The organism is Pseudomonas sp. NPDC090208 (genome assembly GCF_044746785.1).
GTDB lineage: Bacteria > Pseudomonadota > Gammaproteobacteria > Pseudomonadales > Pseudomonadaceae > Aquipseudomonas.
Map to the genome: position 1 here is coordinate 27,114 of NZ_JBIVCU010000009.1, position 15,821 is coordinate 42,934.

General features: G+C 62.7%; 10 protein-coding genes. 9 read left to right on the top strand and 1 reads right to left on the bottom strand.

The window, feature by feature from the left end:
• Nucleotides 1-473: 473 nt before the first annotated feature.
• The 8 genes from ACIPL0_RS16175 to ACIPL0_RS16210 all read left to right on the top strand — a co-directional run bounded on the left by ACIPL0_RS16175 (nt 474) and on the right by ACIPL0_RS16210 (nt 11,248).
• Nucleotides 474-1,871: a polynucleotide adenylyltransferase PcnB gene (locus tag ACIPL0_RS16175; protein ID WP_400597701.1), complete on the top strand. Its 1,398-nt coding sequence runs from the start codon at nt 474-476 to the stop codon at nt 1,869-1,871.
• A gap of 5 nt (nt 1,872-1,876) precedes the next feature.
• A complete protein-coding gene (gene folK / locus ACIPL0_RS16180; protein WP_400597699.1) occupies nt 1,877-2,356 on the top strand; it encodes a 2-amino-4-hydroxy-6-hydroxymethyldihydropteridine diphosphokinase in 480 nt (159 codons plus the stop codon).
• Between the two features lie 553 nt (nt 2,357-2,909).
• Nucleotides 2,910-3,710 (top strand): 3-methyl-2-oxobutanoate hydroxymethyltransferase, encoded by an 801-nt coding sequence (gene panB / locus ACIPL0_RS16185; RefSeq protein ID WP_400597697.1) that lies wholly within the window; start codon nt 2,910-2,912, stop codon nt 3,708-3,710.
• Nucleotides 3,707-4,564, top strand: a complete 858-nt coding sequence (gene panC / locus ACIPL0_RS16190) for a pantoate--beta-alanine ligase (RefSeq protein ID WP_400597695.1) — start codon at nt 3,707-3,709, stop codon at nt 4,562-4,564. Before panB ends, panC begins: the two co-directional genes overlap by 4 nt.
• 287 nt (nt 4,565-4,851) lie before the next feature.
• Nucleotides 4,852-6,516, top strand: a complete 1,665-nt coding sequence (gene pgi / locus ACIPL0_RS16195) for a glucose-6-phosphate isomerase (RefSeq protein ID WP_400597694.1) — start codon at nt 4,852-4,854, stop codon at nt 6,514-6,516.
• Nucleotides 6,517-6,802: 286 nt separating this feature from the next.
• Entirely contained in the window at nt 6,803-8,740 is a 1,938-nt protein-coding gene (acs, locus tag ACIPL0_RS16200; RefSeq protein ID WP_400597693.1) for an acetate--CoA ligase, read from the top strand.
• A gap of 195 nt (nt 8,741-8,935) precedes the next feature.
• On the top strand, nt 8,936-9,805 hold the full coding sequence (locus ACIPL0_RS16205) for an oxygenase MpaB family protein (protein WP_400597691.1): 870 nt from the start codon (nt 8,936-8,938) through the stop codon (nt 9,803-9,805).
• Nucleotides 9,806-10,069: 264 nt separating this feature from the next.
• Entirely contained in the window at nt 10,070-11,248 is a 1,179-nt protein-coding gene (locus tag ACIPL0_RS16210; protein WP_400597690.1) for an acetyl-CoA C-acetyltransferase, read from the top strand.
• Between the two features lie 187 nt (nt 11,249-11,435).
• Here ACIPL0_RS16210 and mgtA read toward each other — a convergent pair whose 3' ends face one another.
• Entirely contained in the window at nt 11,436-14,147 is a 2,712-nt protein-coding gene (mgtA, locus tag ACIPL0_RS16215; RefSeq protein WP_400597689.1) for a magnesium-translocating P-type ATPase, read from the bottom strand.
• Between the two features lie 643 nt (nt 14,148-14,790).
• On the opposite strand from mgtA, the gene ACIPL0_RS16220 reads away from it, so the two are divergent.
• Complete coding sequence (locus ACIPL0_RS16220; RefSeq protein WP_400597687.1) at nt 14,791-15,807, top strand: class I SAM-dependent rRNA methyltransferase; 1,017 nt, start codon at nt 14,791-14,793, stop codon at nt 15,805-15,807.
• The last annotated feature ends 14 nt before the right edge of the window (nt 15,808-15,821 follow it).

Genomic DNA, 15,821 nt, shown 5'->3' on the forward strand with positions numbered 1-15,821 from the left:
GACTCACGCATAACAAGAACAAAACGGCGGAGGCGCAGCTAACTGATTCTTTTGGAGAGGCGTTGCATTTGGGACTTGTCCCGCAACCAGGCCGAGAACAACAAAAAACTACCTCAAGGTAGAGCCTGAACTGGTTGGATCGATTGATCACTGCAGCACAGCGACCAAAGCAATCCGTTTGCTCTTGACTCCCGATTGGGAGGTTTCACAGGCGAAAAGCCGTGAATTGGGCGCTCAACAAAAATAAAAAGCCCAACAGACAATAAAAATAAGAGCACGCACTTTGGGGGAGCTTCGGCTCCCCCAGTAGCTTACGCAACACTCCCAGCCTTCCGTTTCATGCCCGTAAAGACGGCCTGGAACAGCCCTTCGCGCAGCGTCCTACACCATCCCTCGACTAAATGCTAGAATCCCCGCCCATCGTGCGGCCATTCTTCGTCATTGGCCGAATATTCCTTCAAACAGTGCATCCCATGCTGAAGAAGCTGTTCCAGTCATTCCGTTCTCCTCTGCGCAAGCCGCAGCAACATGTGCGCACAACGCCCGAGGTGCTCAGCAGCAGCCAGCACTCGTTGCAGCGCAGCCAATTCAGCCGCTATGCGGTCAATATCGTCGAACGCCTGCAAAACGCCGGCTATCAGGCTTACCTGGTCGGCGGCTGCGTCCGCGACCTGATGCTCGGCATCACGCCGAAGGACTTCGACGTTGCCACCAGCGCCACCCCCGAGCAGGTTCGCGCCGAGTTCCGTAACGCCCGCATCATCGGCCGTCGCTTCAAGCTGGTTCACATCCATTTCGGCCGTGAGATCATCGAAGTCGCCACCTTCCGCGCCAACCATCCACAGGATGAAGAGGACGAAGACAGCAATCAGTCCTCGCGTAACGAGAGCGGGCGGATTCTGCGTGACAACGTCTACGGCACCCTGGAAGAAGACGCCCAGCGCCGCGACTTCACCATCAACGCCTTGTATTACGATCCGGTCACCGAGCGCGTGCTCGACTACGCCAATGGCGTACACGACATCCGCAACCACCTGATCCGTCTGATCGGCGACCCGCAGCAACGTTACAAGGAAGACCCGGTGCGCATGCTGCGGGCCGTGCGTTTCGCCGCCAAGCTCGACTTCGGCATCGAGAAGCACACCGCCATGCCAATTCGTCCGCTGGCACCGATGCTGCGCGATATTCCGGCGGCGCGTCTGTTTGAAGAAGTGCTCAAGCTGTTCCTGTCCGGTCACGCCGAGCCGACCTTTGAAATGCTGGTGGATCTGGAACTGTTCGAGCCGTTGTTCCCGGCCAGCGCCCACGCGCTGGAACACAACCCGACCTACACCCACACGCTGATCAGCGAGGCGCTGGCCAACACCGACCTGCGCGTGCGGCAGAACAAACCGGTCACACCGGCGTTCCTGTTCGCTGCGTTGCTCTGGCCTGCTCTGCCGGCTCTGGTATTGCGCCTGCAAGAGCGCGGCATGCCGCCGATTCCGGCGATGCAAGAAGCTGCCCATGAACTGATTGCCGAGCAATGCCAGCGTATCGCCATTCCGAAACGCTTCACCATGCCGATCCGCGAGATCTGGGACATGCAGGAACGCCTGCCACGCCGTTCCGGCAAGCGTGCCGACCTGCTGCTGGACAACCCGCGCTTCCGCGCCGGTTACGACTTCCTGCTGCTGCGCGAAAGCGCTGGCGAGGAGACCGACGGCCTGGGCGAGTGGTGGACCGATTACCAGGACGCCAATGAAGCCGAACGTCGCGACATGATCCGCGACCTCGGTAACAAGCCGGACGCCACGGGCCAGGGTCCGCGCAAACGTCGCCGCAGCGGTGGCGGCAAACGCAAGCGCGCAGGCGCCGACGCCTCGGAATGATGGCAATGGAACGTGTCTACATCGGTCTTGGCAGCAATCTGGCCGATCCCGCCGAGCAATTGCGCGAAGCCCTGAAAAGCCTGGCGCAATTGCCGGACAGCGCTTTTGTCGGCGTGTCTTCCTTTTATGTCAGCGACTCGCTGCTGCCAGGCCAGCCGCGTTACACCAACGCGGTGGCGGCACTGGATACCTCGCTGGCACCACTGACCCTGCTCGACGCCCTGCAGGCCATCGAAAACGGCCAGGGGCGTGAACGCCTGGAACGCTGGGGCCCGCGTACGCTGGACCTGGACATTCTGCTGTTCGGCGAGCGTGTGATCGACGAGCCCCGCCTGAAAGTGCCGCATTACCACATGCAGGCCCGCGCGTTCGTGCTGTACCCGCTGGCCGAGCTGGCGCCGGGTATCACATTGGCCGACGGCCGTGCGCTGAATGACCTGCTGGCCGCTTGCCCGTTCGAAGGGCTGGAGCGCATTTCGGGCTGACACTGCTCCCGCAGGAGCGGGCTTGCTCGCGAAAGCGCTCACTCAATACCGCCGCAGCGTCTGATCTGACGCCTTCGCGGGCAAGCCACGCTCCCACAGAAGCCCGGCTATGAAGAAATCGCCCGACACGACGCAATCGCGGGCAAGCGCGCTCCTACAAAGATGCTTGAACACGATACCTGTAGGAGCTGGCTTGCCCTGCGACCTGCCGGGCACCGGCAGTAAACCCGGTAAATCCGGTGTGTCAGGCAGACCGCGTGTGCAGGTTTTACGACGGGTTCCCCGCCGGTCGCAGGGCAAGCCAGCTCCCACAGAAGCCCGGCGGTGACCTGGTCGCGTTACCCACCGGTAACATCCCGCCGAAACCGGTAACACCTGCATTTGACTTCCCGCCCCCTCCTCACGAAGATAAGCGTCCCGAAGCCGGAGTACCGGCCAAAAGGCGCGGAACAGGTCTTTGCAAACATCGCGAAACGACGATGTGCCTGGGTTTCCAGAATGAATCACGCGTTGCTCGCCGTAGTGTTCACAGCGCCTGAATGAGGACTTTTTCATGCCCGATATCACCATTACGTCCCTGCTGGCGCTCAAGCAGAAAGGCGAAAAGATCGCCATGCTGACCTGCTATGACGCCACCTTCGCTCACGCTGCCTGCCAGGCGGGCGTTGAAGTGCTGCTGGTCGGCGACTCGCTGGGGATGGTCCTGCAGGGCCACGACAGCACCCTGCCCGTCACCACCGCCGAGATGGCCTACCACGTTGCCAGTGTCAAACGCGGCAATCAGGGTGCGCTGATCCTCGCCGACCTGCCGTTCATGTCCTATGCCACTGCCGATCAGACCTTCGCCAACAGCGCGATGCTGATGCAGGCCGGCGCGCACATGATCAAGGTCGAAGGCGCGGCATGGCTGGCCGACTCGATCCGTCTGTTGGCCGAGCGTGGCATTCCGGTGTGCGCGCACATGGGCCTTACCCCGCAGGCGGTCAACGTGCTCGGTGGCTATAAAGTGCAGGGCCGCCAGGAAGCCCAGGCGCGGCAGATGCGCGCCGACGCCATCACCCTGGAACAGGCCGGCGCGGCAATGATCCTGCTTGAATGCGTGCCGAGCGAACTGGCCCAGGAAATCACCCATGCGGTGAAGATCCCGGTGATCGGCATTGGCGCCGGCAGCGCGACCGACGGTCAGGTGCTGGTGTTGCACGACATGCTCGGCCTGTCGATCAGCGGCCGCGTGCCGAAGTTCGTGAAGAACTTCATGGCCGGCCAGCCGGACATTCAGTCCGCCATCGCCGCGTATGTCAGCGCAGTCAAAGACGTCAGTTTCCCGGCCCCTGAACACGGATTCTCGGCATGAACACAGTCAAAACCGTACGCGAGCTGCGTGCCGCCATTGCCCGCGCCCGCAGCGAAGGCAAGCGGATCGCCCTGGTCCCGACCATGGGCAACCTGCACAGCGGCCATATCGCCCTGGTGACCAAAGCCTCGCAGCGCGCCGATTTCGTGGTGGCGAGCATTTTCGTCAACCCGCTGCAGTTCGGTCCCAACGAAGACCTGGCGACCTACCCACGCACCCTCGCGGCGGATCAGGAAAAACTGCTGCAAGCCGGTTGCCATCTGCTGTTCACCCCGACCGTCGAGGAAATGTACCCCCACGGCATGGCCGACCAGACCATCGTCCGCGTGCCGGTGGTGTCCGAAGGCCTGTGCGGCGGCAGTCGCCCGGGGCATTTCGACGGTGTGTCGACGGTGGTCAGCAAGCTGTTCAACATGGTGCAGCCCGACATCGCCATCTTTGGCCAGAAAGACTTCCAGCAACTGGCGGTGGTCAGCGCGCTGGTGCGTGACCTGAACATGCCGATCCAGATCATCGGCGAGCCCACCGTGCGCGCCGCCGACGGCCTGGCGCTGTCCTCGCGCAACGGTTATCTGGACGAGCAGCAACGTGCCACGGCGCCAACGCTGTACCGTGTGATCAAGCAGATTGGCGAAGCGCTGCGCAACGGCGAAACCGACCACGGCAAACTGCTGGCCGAGGGGCAAAAAGCGCTGGAAAGTGCTGGCTTCCGTCCCGATTATCTGGAAATCCGCAACGCCGTCAGCCTGCGTCCGGCCACAACGGACGATCACGATCTGGTGGTGCTGGGCGCGGCTTTCCTGGGCAAGACCCGTCTGATCGACAACCTGCACCTGACCACGGAAAACCCGTAGGTGCTCATGTCATCATCTGCGCCTATGCTCTCTACGCTGCAGCAGGGCAGCCAGGGCCACGCGGCCCTGGCGCCGCGCAATGAACTTAGCGACACCCGCAATGCCATACCGGTACACGCCGCCTGACCGGGCGGCATGGCCCTGTGAGAAAAAGTACCGAGCAAAGGTAAAGTCAGGCGCAGACATCGGCGCACCCGCAGGGTTAGGCTTGCGGATCACGCAGGCATTCGACCCGCCCTGGCTTATCAGTGTCCAAAGGCAGTTCACGTACAAGGAAACCCGCAGCGATGGCGTACTACCGCACTCCTCATGACGTCACGACCCTGCCCGCCTGGCAGGCGCTCAATCAACACCGCGAAGCCATGCAGAACTTCAGCATGCGCGAGGCATTCAACGCCGATCCGCAGCGCTTCAATCAGTTCAGCCTCAGCAGCAGCGGCCTGTTCCTCGATTATTCGAAAAACCTGATCACCGCCGAGACCCGCCAGTTGCTGGTCAATCTGGCCGATGAAGTGGGCCTGAAGGACGCGATCAAGGCGCAGTACGACGGCGAACTGGTCAACTCCTCCGAAGGTCGCCCGGCGCTGCACACCGCCCTGCGTCGCCCGGTCGGCGACAAGCTGCTGGTCAACGGCGTCAACGTGATGCCGGAAGTCCACAAGGTGCTGAACCAGATCACCGATCTGGTCGGCCGCATTCACGACGGCCTGTGGCGCGGTTACACCGAGAAACCGATCACTGACGTGGTCAACATCGGCATCGGCGGCTCGTTCCTCGGCCCTGAGCTGGTGTCCGAAGCGCTGCTGTCCTACGCCCAGAAAGGCGTGCGTTGCCACTATCTGGCGAACATCGACGGCACCGAGCTGCACGAGCTGACCAGCAAGCTGCGCGCCGAAACCACGCTGTTCATCGTCTCGTCGAAGACCTTCAGCACCCTGGAAACCCTGAAGAACGCCACTGCGGCGCGCGCCTGGTATCTGGCTCAGGGTGGTTCCGAGGCCGAGCTGTATCGTCACTTCATCGCGGTATCGAGCAACAACGCTGCGGCCGTGGCTTTCGGCATCCGCGAAGAAAACATCTTTCCGATGTGGGACTGGGTCGGCGGCCGTTACTCGCTGTGGTCGGCCATCGGTCTGCCGATCGCGCTGGCGATCGGCATGTCCAACTTCAAGGAGCTGCTGTCCGGTGCCTACACCATGGACCAGCACTTCCAGAACGCGCCGTTCGAGCAGAACATGCCGGTGCTGCTGGGCCTGCTCGGCGTCTGGTACGGCAACTTCTGGGGCGCACAGAGCCACGCGATCCTGCCGTACGACCACTACCTGCGTAACATCACCAAGCACCTGCAACAGCTGGACATGGAATCCAACGGCAAGAGCGTCCGTCAGGACGGCGTGCCGGTGAAGACCGACACCGGTCCGGTGATCTGGGGTGGCGTGGGTTGCAACGGCCAGCATGCCTATCACCAGTTGCTGCACCAGGGCACCCAGTTGATTCCGGCCGACTTCATCGTGCCGGTGGTCAGCTTCAACCCGGTCTCCGACCACCATCAGTGGCTGTACGCCAACTGCCTGTCGCAGAGCCAGGCGCTGATGCAGGGCAAGACCCGCGAAGAAGCCGAAGCCGAACTGCGTGCCAAGGGTCTGTCCGAGGAAGAAGTGCAGCGCGTGGCGCCGCACAAGATCATCCCCGGCAACCGTCCGAGCAACACGCTGGTGGTCGAACGCATCAGCCCGCGTCGCCTCGGCGCGCTGGTGGCGATGTACGAGCACAAGGTCTTCGTGCAGAGCGTGATCTGGGGCATCAACGCCTTCGACCAATGGGGCGTCGAGCTGGGCAAGGAACTGGGCAAGGGTGTCTACAGCCGCCTGGTGGGCAGCGAAGACAGTCCGGCCGAAGATGCGTCGACCCAGGGCCTGATCAATTACTTCCGCGGTCGTCACCGCGGCTGATCCTGCCTCGCGCAACAACCGCAACCCGCCCCCTCGCAAGAGGCGGCGGGTTTTGTTTTTCTGTTGCCCCATCACTCTTTCGACAGACATCGCCGTTTTCTGTGGGAGGGAGCCCTGCTCGCGAAAGCGTCTGGTCAGTCACCACAACGGTGTCAGGCAATCCGTCTTCGCGAGCAGGGCTCCCTCCCACAAAACAATGCAGCCTCACGGCCGCTATCCAGCCTGAACCCCACGGTGACGAACTACTCTGATGTCATATTGAGCCCACAACAAGAAAGGAGACGCCATGTTCAATCTCAGCGATTTCCCTCACGCCGATGCGTCCCGCAAAGCCGCGCAGATCAGTGCCGACGATTACCAGCGCCTGTACCGACAGTCGGTAGAACAGCCGGACACGTTCTGGGCCGAGCAGGCGAAACAGTTCCTCGACTGGTCTCGCCCCTGGGATCAGGTCTGCCAGTGCGACCTCAAGACCGGCAGCGCCGAGTGGTTCAAGGGCGGCCAGCTCAACGTCAGTTACAACTGCATCGACCGCCATCTGTCCGCGCGTGGCGATCAGGTGGCGATTCTCTGGGAAGGCGACAATCCCGCCGAGTCGGCCGAAATCACCTACAGCAAGCTTCACCACAACGTTGCCCGCCTGGCCAATGCGCTGAAGCAGCGCGGGGTGAAAAAAGGCGACCGGGTGTGCATCTACATGCCGATGGTGCCGGAAGCGGCTTACGCCATGCTGGCCTGCACCCGTATCGGCGCCATTCATTCGGTGGTGTTCGGCGGTTTCTCCCCGGACGCCCTGCGTGACCGCATCCTCGATGCCGACTGCCGCACCGTGATCACTGCCGATGAAGGTGTGCGCGGCGGCAAGTACATCCCGCTCAAACAGAACGTCGACAAGGCTCTGCAAAGCTGCCCGAACGTCAGCACAGTGCTGGTGGTGCAGCGCACTCAGGGCAAGGTGGACTGGGTCGAAGGCCGCGACATCTGGTACCACGAAGCCGTTCACGGACTCAGCGACGACTGCCCGCCGGAACCGATGGACGCCGAAGACCCGCTGTTCATCCTCTACACCTCCGGCAGCACCGGCAAACCCAAGGGTGTGCTGCACACCACCGGCGGTTACCTGTTGCAGGCCGCGTTGACCCACAAGTACGTGTTCGATTACCGCGACGGTGATATCTACTGGTGCACCGCCGACGTCGGTTGGGTCACCGGCCACAGCTATATCGTCTACGGGCCGCTGGCCAACGGCGCCACTACATTGATGTTCGAGGGCGTGCCGAACTACCCGGACAGCTCGCGCTTCTGGCAGGTGATCGACAAGCACCACGTCAATATTTTCTACACCGCCCCCACCGCGTTGCGCGCCCTGATGCGCGAAGGGCCGAAGCCGTTGCAGAGCACGCGCCGGGACAGCCTGCGGGTATTGGGCACGGTGGGCGAACCGATCAACCCGGAAGCCTGGGAGTGGTATTTCAACGAAGTCGGCCAGCAGCGCTGCCCGATCGTCGATACCTGGTGGCAGACCGAAACCGGCGGCATCATGCTCACCCCGCTGGTCAGCACCAGCCCGCTGAAACCCGGTTGCGCGATGCAGCCGATGTTCGGCGTGCAACCGGTGCTGTTGGATGACAAGGGCAAGGAGTTGCAAGGCGCCACCAGCGGCCTGCTGGCGATCAAGGCCAGTTGGCCGGGGCAGATCCGCAGCGTGTACGGCGACCGTCAGCGCATGGTCGATACCTACTTCAAGCCTTATCCCGGTTATTACTTCACCGGCGACGGCGCGCGCCGCGATGAAGACGGTCATTACTGGATCACCGGCCGCGTGGACGACGTGATCAACGTGTCCGGGCACCGCATCGGCACCGCCGAAGTCGAGAGCGCGCTGGTGCTGCACGACAGCGTCGCCGAGGCGGCGGTGGTCGGTTATCCCCACGACGTGAAAGGCATGGGCATTTATGCGTTTGTCACGCCCATGGCCGGGATCGAGCCGGACGAGGCGCTGAAGAAGGAGCTGCTGGCGCTGGTCAGCAAGGAGATCGGCAGCTTTGCCAAGCCGGAGCTGATCCAGTGGGCGCCGGCCTTGCCGAAAACCCGTTCCGGGAAGATCATGCGCCGCATCCTGCGCAAGATCGCCTGCAACGAGCTGGACAGCCTGGGGGATATTTCGACCCTGGCCGATTCCAGTGTGGTTGAGGGGTTGATTGATAAGCGGCTGAACCGCTGACCCCAACGATCCTTGGCATATCACGATTTACCGGGCTGCCCGAATCCTGTGGGAGGGAGCCCTGCTCGCGAAAGCGTCCGTTCAGTCACAGCCGTAGTGTCTGATCATCCGTCTTCGCGAGCAGAGCTCCCTCCCACAGGTATCTGGGCAAGCCAACATCCTGTGATCAATAGCTGCATCGTTTTCTGGAAAACCATGGAATTCATCCGCACCCGCATCGAAACCCAGGTCATGAGCATGACCGGCCTTGCCCTTGGTCAACTGGACATGGAAAACCCCAAGGGTGACCCCGGGCTGTTCGGGCCGCAGGCGGTGTGCTGGCAGGTGCATGGTGACTTTGCCAGCATGATGATCGGCGGCATCTGCGCATTGATGTTGCAGATGCTGCATCCGCGCGTGCTGGCCGGGGTCTGGGACCACTCCAACTTTCGCGAGGACATGCTCGGCCGGCTGCGGCGCACCGGGCAGTTCATTTCCGGTACTACCTTCGGCTCCACCCATGATGCCAACTGGCTGATCGACAAGGTCCGCGGCATTCATGCGCAGATCAGCGGCACGGCGCCGGACGGCAGTGCCTATGCCGCCGATGATCCCGAGTTGTTGACCTGGGTGCATGTGGCGGAGGTCAGCAGTTTCATGGCCGCGCACCTGCGTTACCTCAACCCGCATCTGTCGCTGGCGGATCAGGACCGTTACTACGCAGAAACCGCCCTGGTCGCCGAACGCCTCGGCGCACGCGATGTGCCGCGTTCGGCAGCGGAAATTGCCGCCTACCTGCAACGCATGCGTCCGCAGTTGTTGTGCGATGAACGCACCCGCGAAGTCTGGCGCGTGCTGCAAGCCGCCCCGGCGCCCAGCCGTCTGGCTCGGCCCGTGGGCAACCTGATGAGGTACGCCGGCGTCGACCTGCTGCCGGAGTGGGCCTGTGCGATGTTCGACATTCGCCAGGGCAGTTTCCGACGCCAACTGATCCGCGCCAGCATCAACCGTACCGCCCCGGTGCTGCGCTGGGCGGTGAGGAATGCGTCGGTGCATCGGGCCAGGCGACGGATGGGAGTAATTTGACACCGATTGAACCTGTGGGAGCGAATTCATTCGCGAGAGGCCGGTACATCCGGCACACCTATGTCGCCCATGCCGACGTCTCGCGAATGAATTCGCTCCCACAGTGGCATTGAGTACCTGGCGCCCGATCAAAGCGACAAAGGGCTTAAATTATTCCCGTCATTCATGCCACCATGTGCGCCCTTGATTCCCCTGTCCGGGACCCTCTTTTCAGCTTTTCTCCAGGTCCCGGCGCCAAAACCAACAACAGTGAGGATTCGTACCATGCAAGACGTCGTTATCGTTGCCGCCACCCGCACCGCGGTCGGCAGTTTCCAGGGCTCGCTGGCGAACATTCCTGCCGTTGACCTCGGCGCGGCGGTGATCCGTCAGTTGCTGGCGCAGACCGGTCTCGATCCGGCGCAGGTCGACGAAGTGATCATGGGGCAGGTGCTCACTGCCGGTGCCGGGCAGAACCCTGCGCGTCAGGCGTCGATCAAGGCCGGCCTGCCGTTCACCGTGCCTGCCATGACGTTGAACAAAGTCTGCGGCTCGGGCCTCAAGGCTCTACACCTCGGCACCCAGGCGATCCGCTGCGGCGACGCCGATGTGATCATCGCCGGCGGTCAGGAAAGCATGAGCCTGGCCAACTACGTGATGCCGGGCGCCCGCACCGGTCTGCGCATGGGCCACGCCACCATGGTCGACACCATGATCAGCGACGGCCTGTGGGACGCTTTCAACGACTACCACATGGGTATCACCGCCGAAAACCTGTCAGAGAAGTTCGACATCAGCCGTGAAGCTCAGGATGCCTTTGCCGCCGCGTCGCAGCAGAAAGCTGCTGCTGCCATCGAGTCCGGGCGTTTTGTCGATGAAATCACCCCAATCCTGATTCCGCAGCGCAAGGGCGACCCGGTCTCTTTCGCCACCGACGAGCAGCCACGGGCCGGTACCACCGCCGAAACCCTGGGCAAGCTCAAGCCTGCCTTCAAGAAAGACGGCACCGTGACTGCCGGTAACGCCTCGTCGCTGAACGACGGCGCCGCCGCCGTGATCCTGATGAGCGCGAAAAAGGCTGAAGAACTGGGTCTGCCGGTGCTGGCACGCATCGCCGCCTACGCCAACGCCGGTGTCGATCCGGCGATCATGGGCATCGGCCCGGTCAGCGCCACCCGTCGTTGCCTGGACAAGGCCGGCTGGACCCTGGACGAACTGGACCTGATCGAAGCCAACGAAGCCTTCGCCGCGCAATCGCTGTCGGTGGGCAAGGAACTGGGCTGGGACGCCAGCAAGGTCAACGTCAACGGCGGCGCCATCGCCATCGGCCACCCGATCGGTGCCTCGGGCTGCCGCGTGCTGGTGACCCTGCTGCACGAAATGATCAAGCGCGATGCCAAAAAAGGTCTGGCGACCCTGTGCATCGGCGGCGGTCAGGGCGTGGCGCTGGCGTTGGCGCGGTAATTTCGGCCACACCCTGTCCCCACCCTGTGGCGGGCGATGCTGGCCATACCGGCCTCTCGCGAGCAAGCTCACTCCTACAGTTAATCGCATTCCCCTGTAGGAGTGAGCTTGCTCGCGATTGCGACAGGTCTGTGGTGACGATGCTGTCTGACACAATGCAATCGCGGGCAAGCGCGCTCCTGCATCGTCACTGCCAACCAAACTTCCTCACGTAAAACCCCTTCACCGCCTGGGTCAGGCCGACGTACGCCAGCAGAATCAGCGGCAGGATCGCGAAATACAGCGGTGGCAACGCCTGCAGTTTGAAGTAGTGCGCCAGCGGTCCCATCGGCAGGAAAATCCCCAGCGCCATGATCACCCCGGTCATCACCATCAAGGGCATGGCCGCGCGGCTTTGCAGGAACGGGATCTTCGGTGTGCGGATCATGTGCACGATCAGCGTCTGGGTCAGCAGGCCGACGACAAACCAGCCGGACTGAAACAGGGTTTGATGCTCCGGCGTGTTGGCGCCGAACACGTACCACATCACCGCAAAGGTGGTGATGTCGAACACCGAGCTGATCGGCCCGAAGAACAGCATGAAGCGCCCCACTTCTCCTGGCTGCCAGCGTTGCGGTTTCTGCAGCAACTCCTCATCGACGTGATCGAACGGAATGGCGATCTGCGACACGTCATACAGCAGGTTCTGCACCAGCAGATGCATCGGCAGCATCGGCAGGAACGGAATGAACGCGCTGGCGACCAGCACCGAGAACACGTTGCCGAAGTTGGAGCTGGCGGTCATCTTGATGTACTTGAGCATGTTGGCGAAGGTCCGGCGCCCCTCCAGCACGCCCTCCTCCAGCACCATCAGGCTTTTTTCCAGCAAGATGATGTCCGCCGCCTCCTTGGCGATGTCCACGGCGCTGTCCACCGAGATACCGATATCCGCTGTGCGCAGGGCTGGCGCATCGTTGATGCCGTCGCCCATGAAGCCGACCACATGACCATTGCCCTTGAGCAGCCGGACGATGCGCTCCTTGTGCGCCGGGGTCAGCTTGGCGAACACGTTGGTGGTTTCCACGGCCACCGCCAGTTCGGCGTCGCTCATGCGCTCGATATCGCCACCGAGCAACAGGCCCTGACGTTCCAGCCCGACTTCACGGCAGATTTTTGCGGTGACACGTTCGTTGTCACCGGTCAGCACCTTCACCGCCACGCCATGTTCAGCCAGCGCCTTGAGAGCCGGCGCGGTGCTTTCCTTGGGCGGATCGAGAAACGCGACATAGCCGATCAGGGTCAGATCGCTTTCATCGGCCAGTCCGTACGCTTCACGCCCGGACGCCATGGAGCGGGCTGCCACGGCCACCACCCGCAGGCCTTCTTCGTTGAACTCGGCGGTCACCTGAAGAATGCGCGCGAGCAGCTCCGGGGTCAGCGCTTCGTCCGCATCGCCATGGCGCACCCGGTTGCACACGCCCAGTACTTCTTCCAGCGCGCCTTTGCAGATCAGCAGATGCGGCTGGCCCTGCTCCTGCACCACCACCGACATGCGCCGACGATTGAAGTCGAACGGCACTTCATCGACCTTGCTGAACTGCGTACCAACCTGCAACTGCCGGTTGATCTCGACGTGCTCCAGCACCGCCACGTCCAGCAGGTTTTTCAGGCCGGTCTGGTAATAGCTGTTGAGGTAAGCCATTTCCAGCACGTCATCGGACTCATCGCCCCAGACGTCGACATGCCGCGCCAGGAAGATCCGGTCCTGGGTCAGGGTGCCGGTCTTGTCGGTGCACAGCACGTCCATGGCGCCGAAGTTCTGGATGGCGTCCAGGCGTTTGACGATGACTTTCTTGCGCGACAGAAACACCGCGCCCTTGGCCAGGGTCGAGGTGACGATCATCGGCAGCATTTCCGGGGTCAGGCCCACGGCAATCGACAGCGCGAACAGCAGCGCCTGCATCCAGTCGCCCTTGGTGAAGCCGTTGATGAACAGCACCAACGGCGCCATCACCAGCATGAAGCGGATCAACAGCCAGCTGACTTTGTTCACCCCGGCCTGAAACGCGGTCGGCGCGCGGTCGGTGGCACTGACGCGCTGGGCCAGCGCGCCGAAATAGGTGCTGTTGCCGGTGGCGAGAATCACCCCGGTGGCAGCGCCGGATACCACGTTGGTGCCCATGAACAGGATGTTTTCCAGGTCCAGCGGGTTGCCGCTGTCGACCTCCTGACGGCGGGCGAACTTTTCCACCGGCAGCGATTCACCGGTCATGGCTGCCTGACTGACGAACAGGTCCTTGGCGCTGAGTACGCGGCAATCGGCAGGGATCATGTCACCGGCCGACAGCACGATCAGGTCGCCCGGCACCAGTTGCTTGATCGGCAGCTCGATGCGCAGGCTTTGCCCGTCCTCGCGGCGCAGCACGGTGGCGGTGTTGCTGACCATGGCCTTGAGCGCATCGGCAGCCTGGTTGGAGCGGCTTTCCTGCCAGAAACGCAGCAGGGTCGAGAGCACCACCATGGAGAAGATCACCGTGGCGGCCTTCATGTCCTCGGTCACCCAGGAGACGAACGCCAGCAAGGTCAGCAACAGGTTGAACGGGTTGCGATAGCAGTGCCACAGGTGCTGCCACCAGGGCAGTGGCTGTTCGTGCTCGACTTCGTTGAGGCCATGTTGCAGGCGCAGTTGCGCGGCTTCGGCGTCGCTCAGGCCATCGCCCTGCGTGCCCAGACGGGCCAGCAGTTCCGGCACCTCGCTGGTGGCGCCACGGCTCAGGGTCTGCGCCAGAGATGGCGGCACTTCGCGGCTGACGGTGGCGTCGGTGAGGCTGTCGAGCAGCGCCAGTCGACGGAAGTGCCGAGCGAAATGGCGAGTGCGCAGAAAGCCTGCGAAAAACTCTTTCAGGAGGGTCAAGGTCATGGCGGTATCCCCCGCGCAAAAGGGTGGCTACAAGAAGCCACAGGCAGGCACTGTCAGCCGCGGTGCGCAGCGTTCAGGCAAGAACGGCGCAGCAACGGTCGATCCGCACGGCATGAAAAAGGCCGTGCGCGTTCGTTACGCAAATCGGGCGTCAGGGAAAGGACAGGCACCAAGGAGGGCACTGCCGTTTCTCGCGTTGTCGGCGAGATCACGGCAGCGAAAAGACTGCGCGTTATCTTGCCGAGGATTGGCCGGTCATCGAAACCGGCTGACGTCTGTCACTCGAACAAGTACCCACTGTGGGTCTCCGTATGGGTTGAAAACGGGCGCAGAATACGCCCGGCCTGCCATGAGAGTAAACCGCCATCAGAGCCCCTGCCGGGACTATTGCGCGGGGCTTCAGGGAAGGTTCAGGAAGTGGCGGTCGGGCCTGCCGGACACGGATAAAACCGTGGGAGCGAATTCATTCGCGAGAGGCCGGTACAGCCGACACACATGTGTCGCCCGTGCCGACGTCTCGCGAATGAATTCGCTCCCACAGAGGTCGAGTACACGGCAGCCGGTCGCAGGACAAGCCAGCTCCTACATGGGCGGCGGTTGCTGCTAGAATTGCGCGCCTCATTCCTGCTCCAAGGCGCCGTGCATGTCTTCGTTGAATCAGGCGCTCAGCGTCGCCCTCGATAACCGTCAATCCCTGCTCGCCGAGCTGCACGCCCAGGGCACCGATTGCTATCGCCTGTTCCACGGCAGTCAGGAAGGCGCCAGCGGTCTGACCGTCGACCGCTACGGTCCGCAACTGCTGGTACAGAGCTTTCATCAGACGCTGGACCGCGACGCGCTGCTGGCCGTGCATGCCGCCGTCAACGCCCGTCTCGGTCTGGACCTGATGCTGGTCTACAACGACCGCTCCCAGGGCAACTCGCGGGTCGACCGCAACGACCCGATCTACAAGGCCGACGACGCCGCGCTGGAAGATCTGGTCGGCCATGAATGGGGTCTGAATTACCGCGTGCGCGGGCGCCATGCCGGGCAAGACCCGCTGTTGTTCCTCGACCTGCGCAATGCCCGTGGCTGGGTCAAACAGCACGCCAAAGGCAAGAGCGTGCTCAACCTGTTCGCCTACACCTGCGGCGTGGGCTTGAGTGCCGCTGCCGGGGGCGCCCGCGAGGTGTGCAACCTCGACTTCGCCGAAGGCAATCTGGCGGTGGGCCGCGAGAACGGCGCGCTCAATCCGCAACTGCAGCCAATGCAGTTCATCCAGTCCGATTACTTTCCGGCAATCCGCCAGTTGGCCGGCCTGCCGGTAGCTTCGCGCCGGGGTCAGAAACTGCCGTCGTACGTGCGCCTGGAACAGCGTCAGTACGACCTGGTGTTGCTCGACCCGCCGGCCTGGGCCAAGAGTGCGTTCGGCACCGTCGACCTGCTGCGCGACTATCAGAGCCTGCTCAAGCCGGCGCTGCTGACCACTGCCGACGACGGCGTGCTGATCTGCTGCAACAACCTGGCGAAGGTCAACATGGCCGACTGGCGCGAGCAAGTGCTGCGCTGTGCGAGCAAGATCGGCCGTCCGGTGCGGGACTGTCAGGTGCTCACGCCCGGCGTCGATTTTCCGTCAATGGACCAGCAACCACCGCTCAAGACCTTGATCTTGCAGCTGTGATCAGCAGAGAAATT

Bases quoted from the DNA above. Each gene is read 5' to 3' on its own strand.
- acs (WP_400597693.1), top strand. From the start codon at position 6,803: ATGTTCAATCTCAGCGATTTCCCTCACGCCGATGCGTCCCGCAAAGCC.
- panB (WP_400597697.1), top strand. From the start codon at position 2,910: ATGCCCGATATCACCATTACGTCCCTGCTGGCGCTCAAGCAGAAAGGC.
- pgi (WP_400597694.1), top strand. From the start codon at position 4,852: ATGGCGTACTACCGCACTCCTCATGACGTCACGACCCTGCCCGCCTGG.
- panC (WP_400597695.1), top strand. From the start codon at position 3,707: ATGAACACAGTCAAAACCGTACGCGAGCTGCGTGCCGCCATTGCCCGC.
- ACIPL0_RS16175 (WP_400597701.1), top strand. From the start codon at position 474: ATGCTGAAGAAGCTGTTCCAGTCATTCCGTTCTCCTCTGCGCAAGCCG.
- mgtA (WP_400597689.1), bottom strand. From the start codon at position 14,147: ATGACCTTGACCCTCCTGAAAGAGTTTTTCGCAGGCTTTCTGCGCACT.
- ACIPL0_RS16210 (WP_400597690.1), top strand. From the start codon at position 10,070: ATGCAAGACGTCGTTATCGTTGCCGCCACCCGCACCGCGGTCGGCAGT.
- ACIPL0_RS16205 (WP_400597691.1), top strand. From the start codon at position 8,936: ATGGAATTCATCCGCACCCGCATCGAAACCCAGGTCATGAGCATGACC.
- folK (WP_400597699.1), top strand. From the start codon at position 1,877: ATGGAACGTGTCTACATCGGTCTTGGCAGCAATCTGGCCGATCCCGCC.
- ACIPL0_RS16220 (WP_400597687.1), top strand. From the start codon at position 14,791: ATGTCTTCGTTGAATCAGGCGCTCAGCGTCGCCCTCGATAACCGTCAA.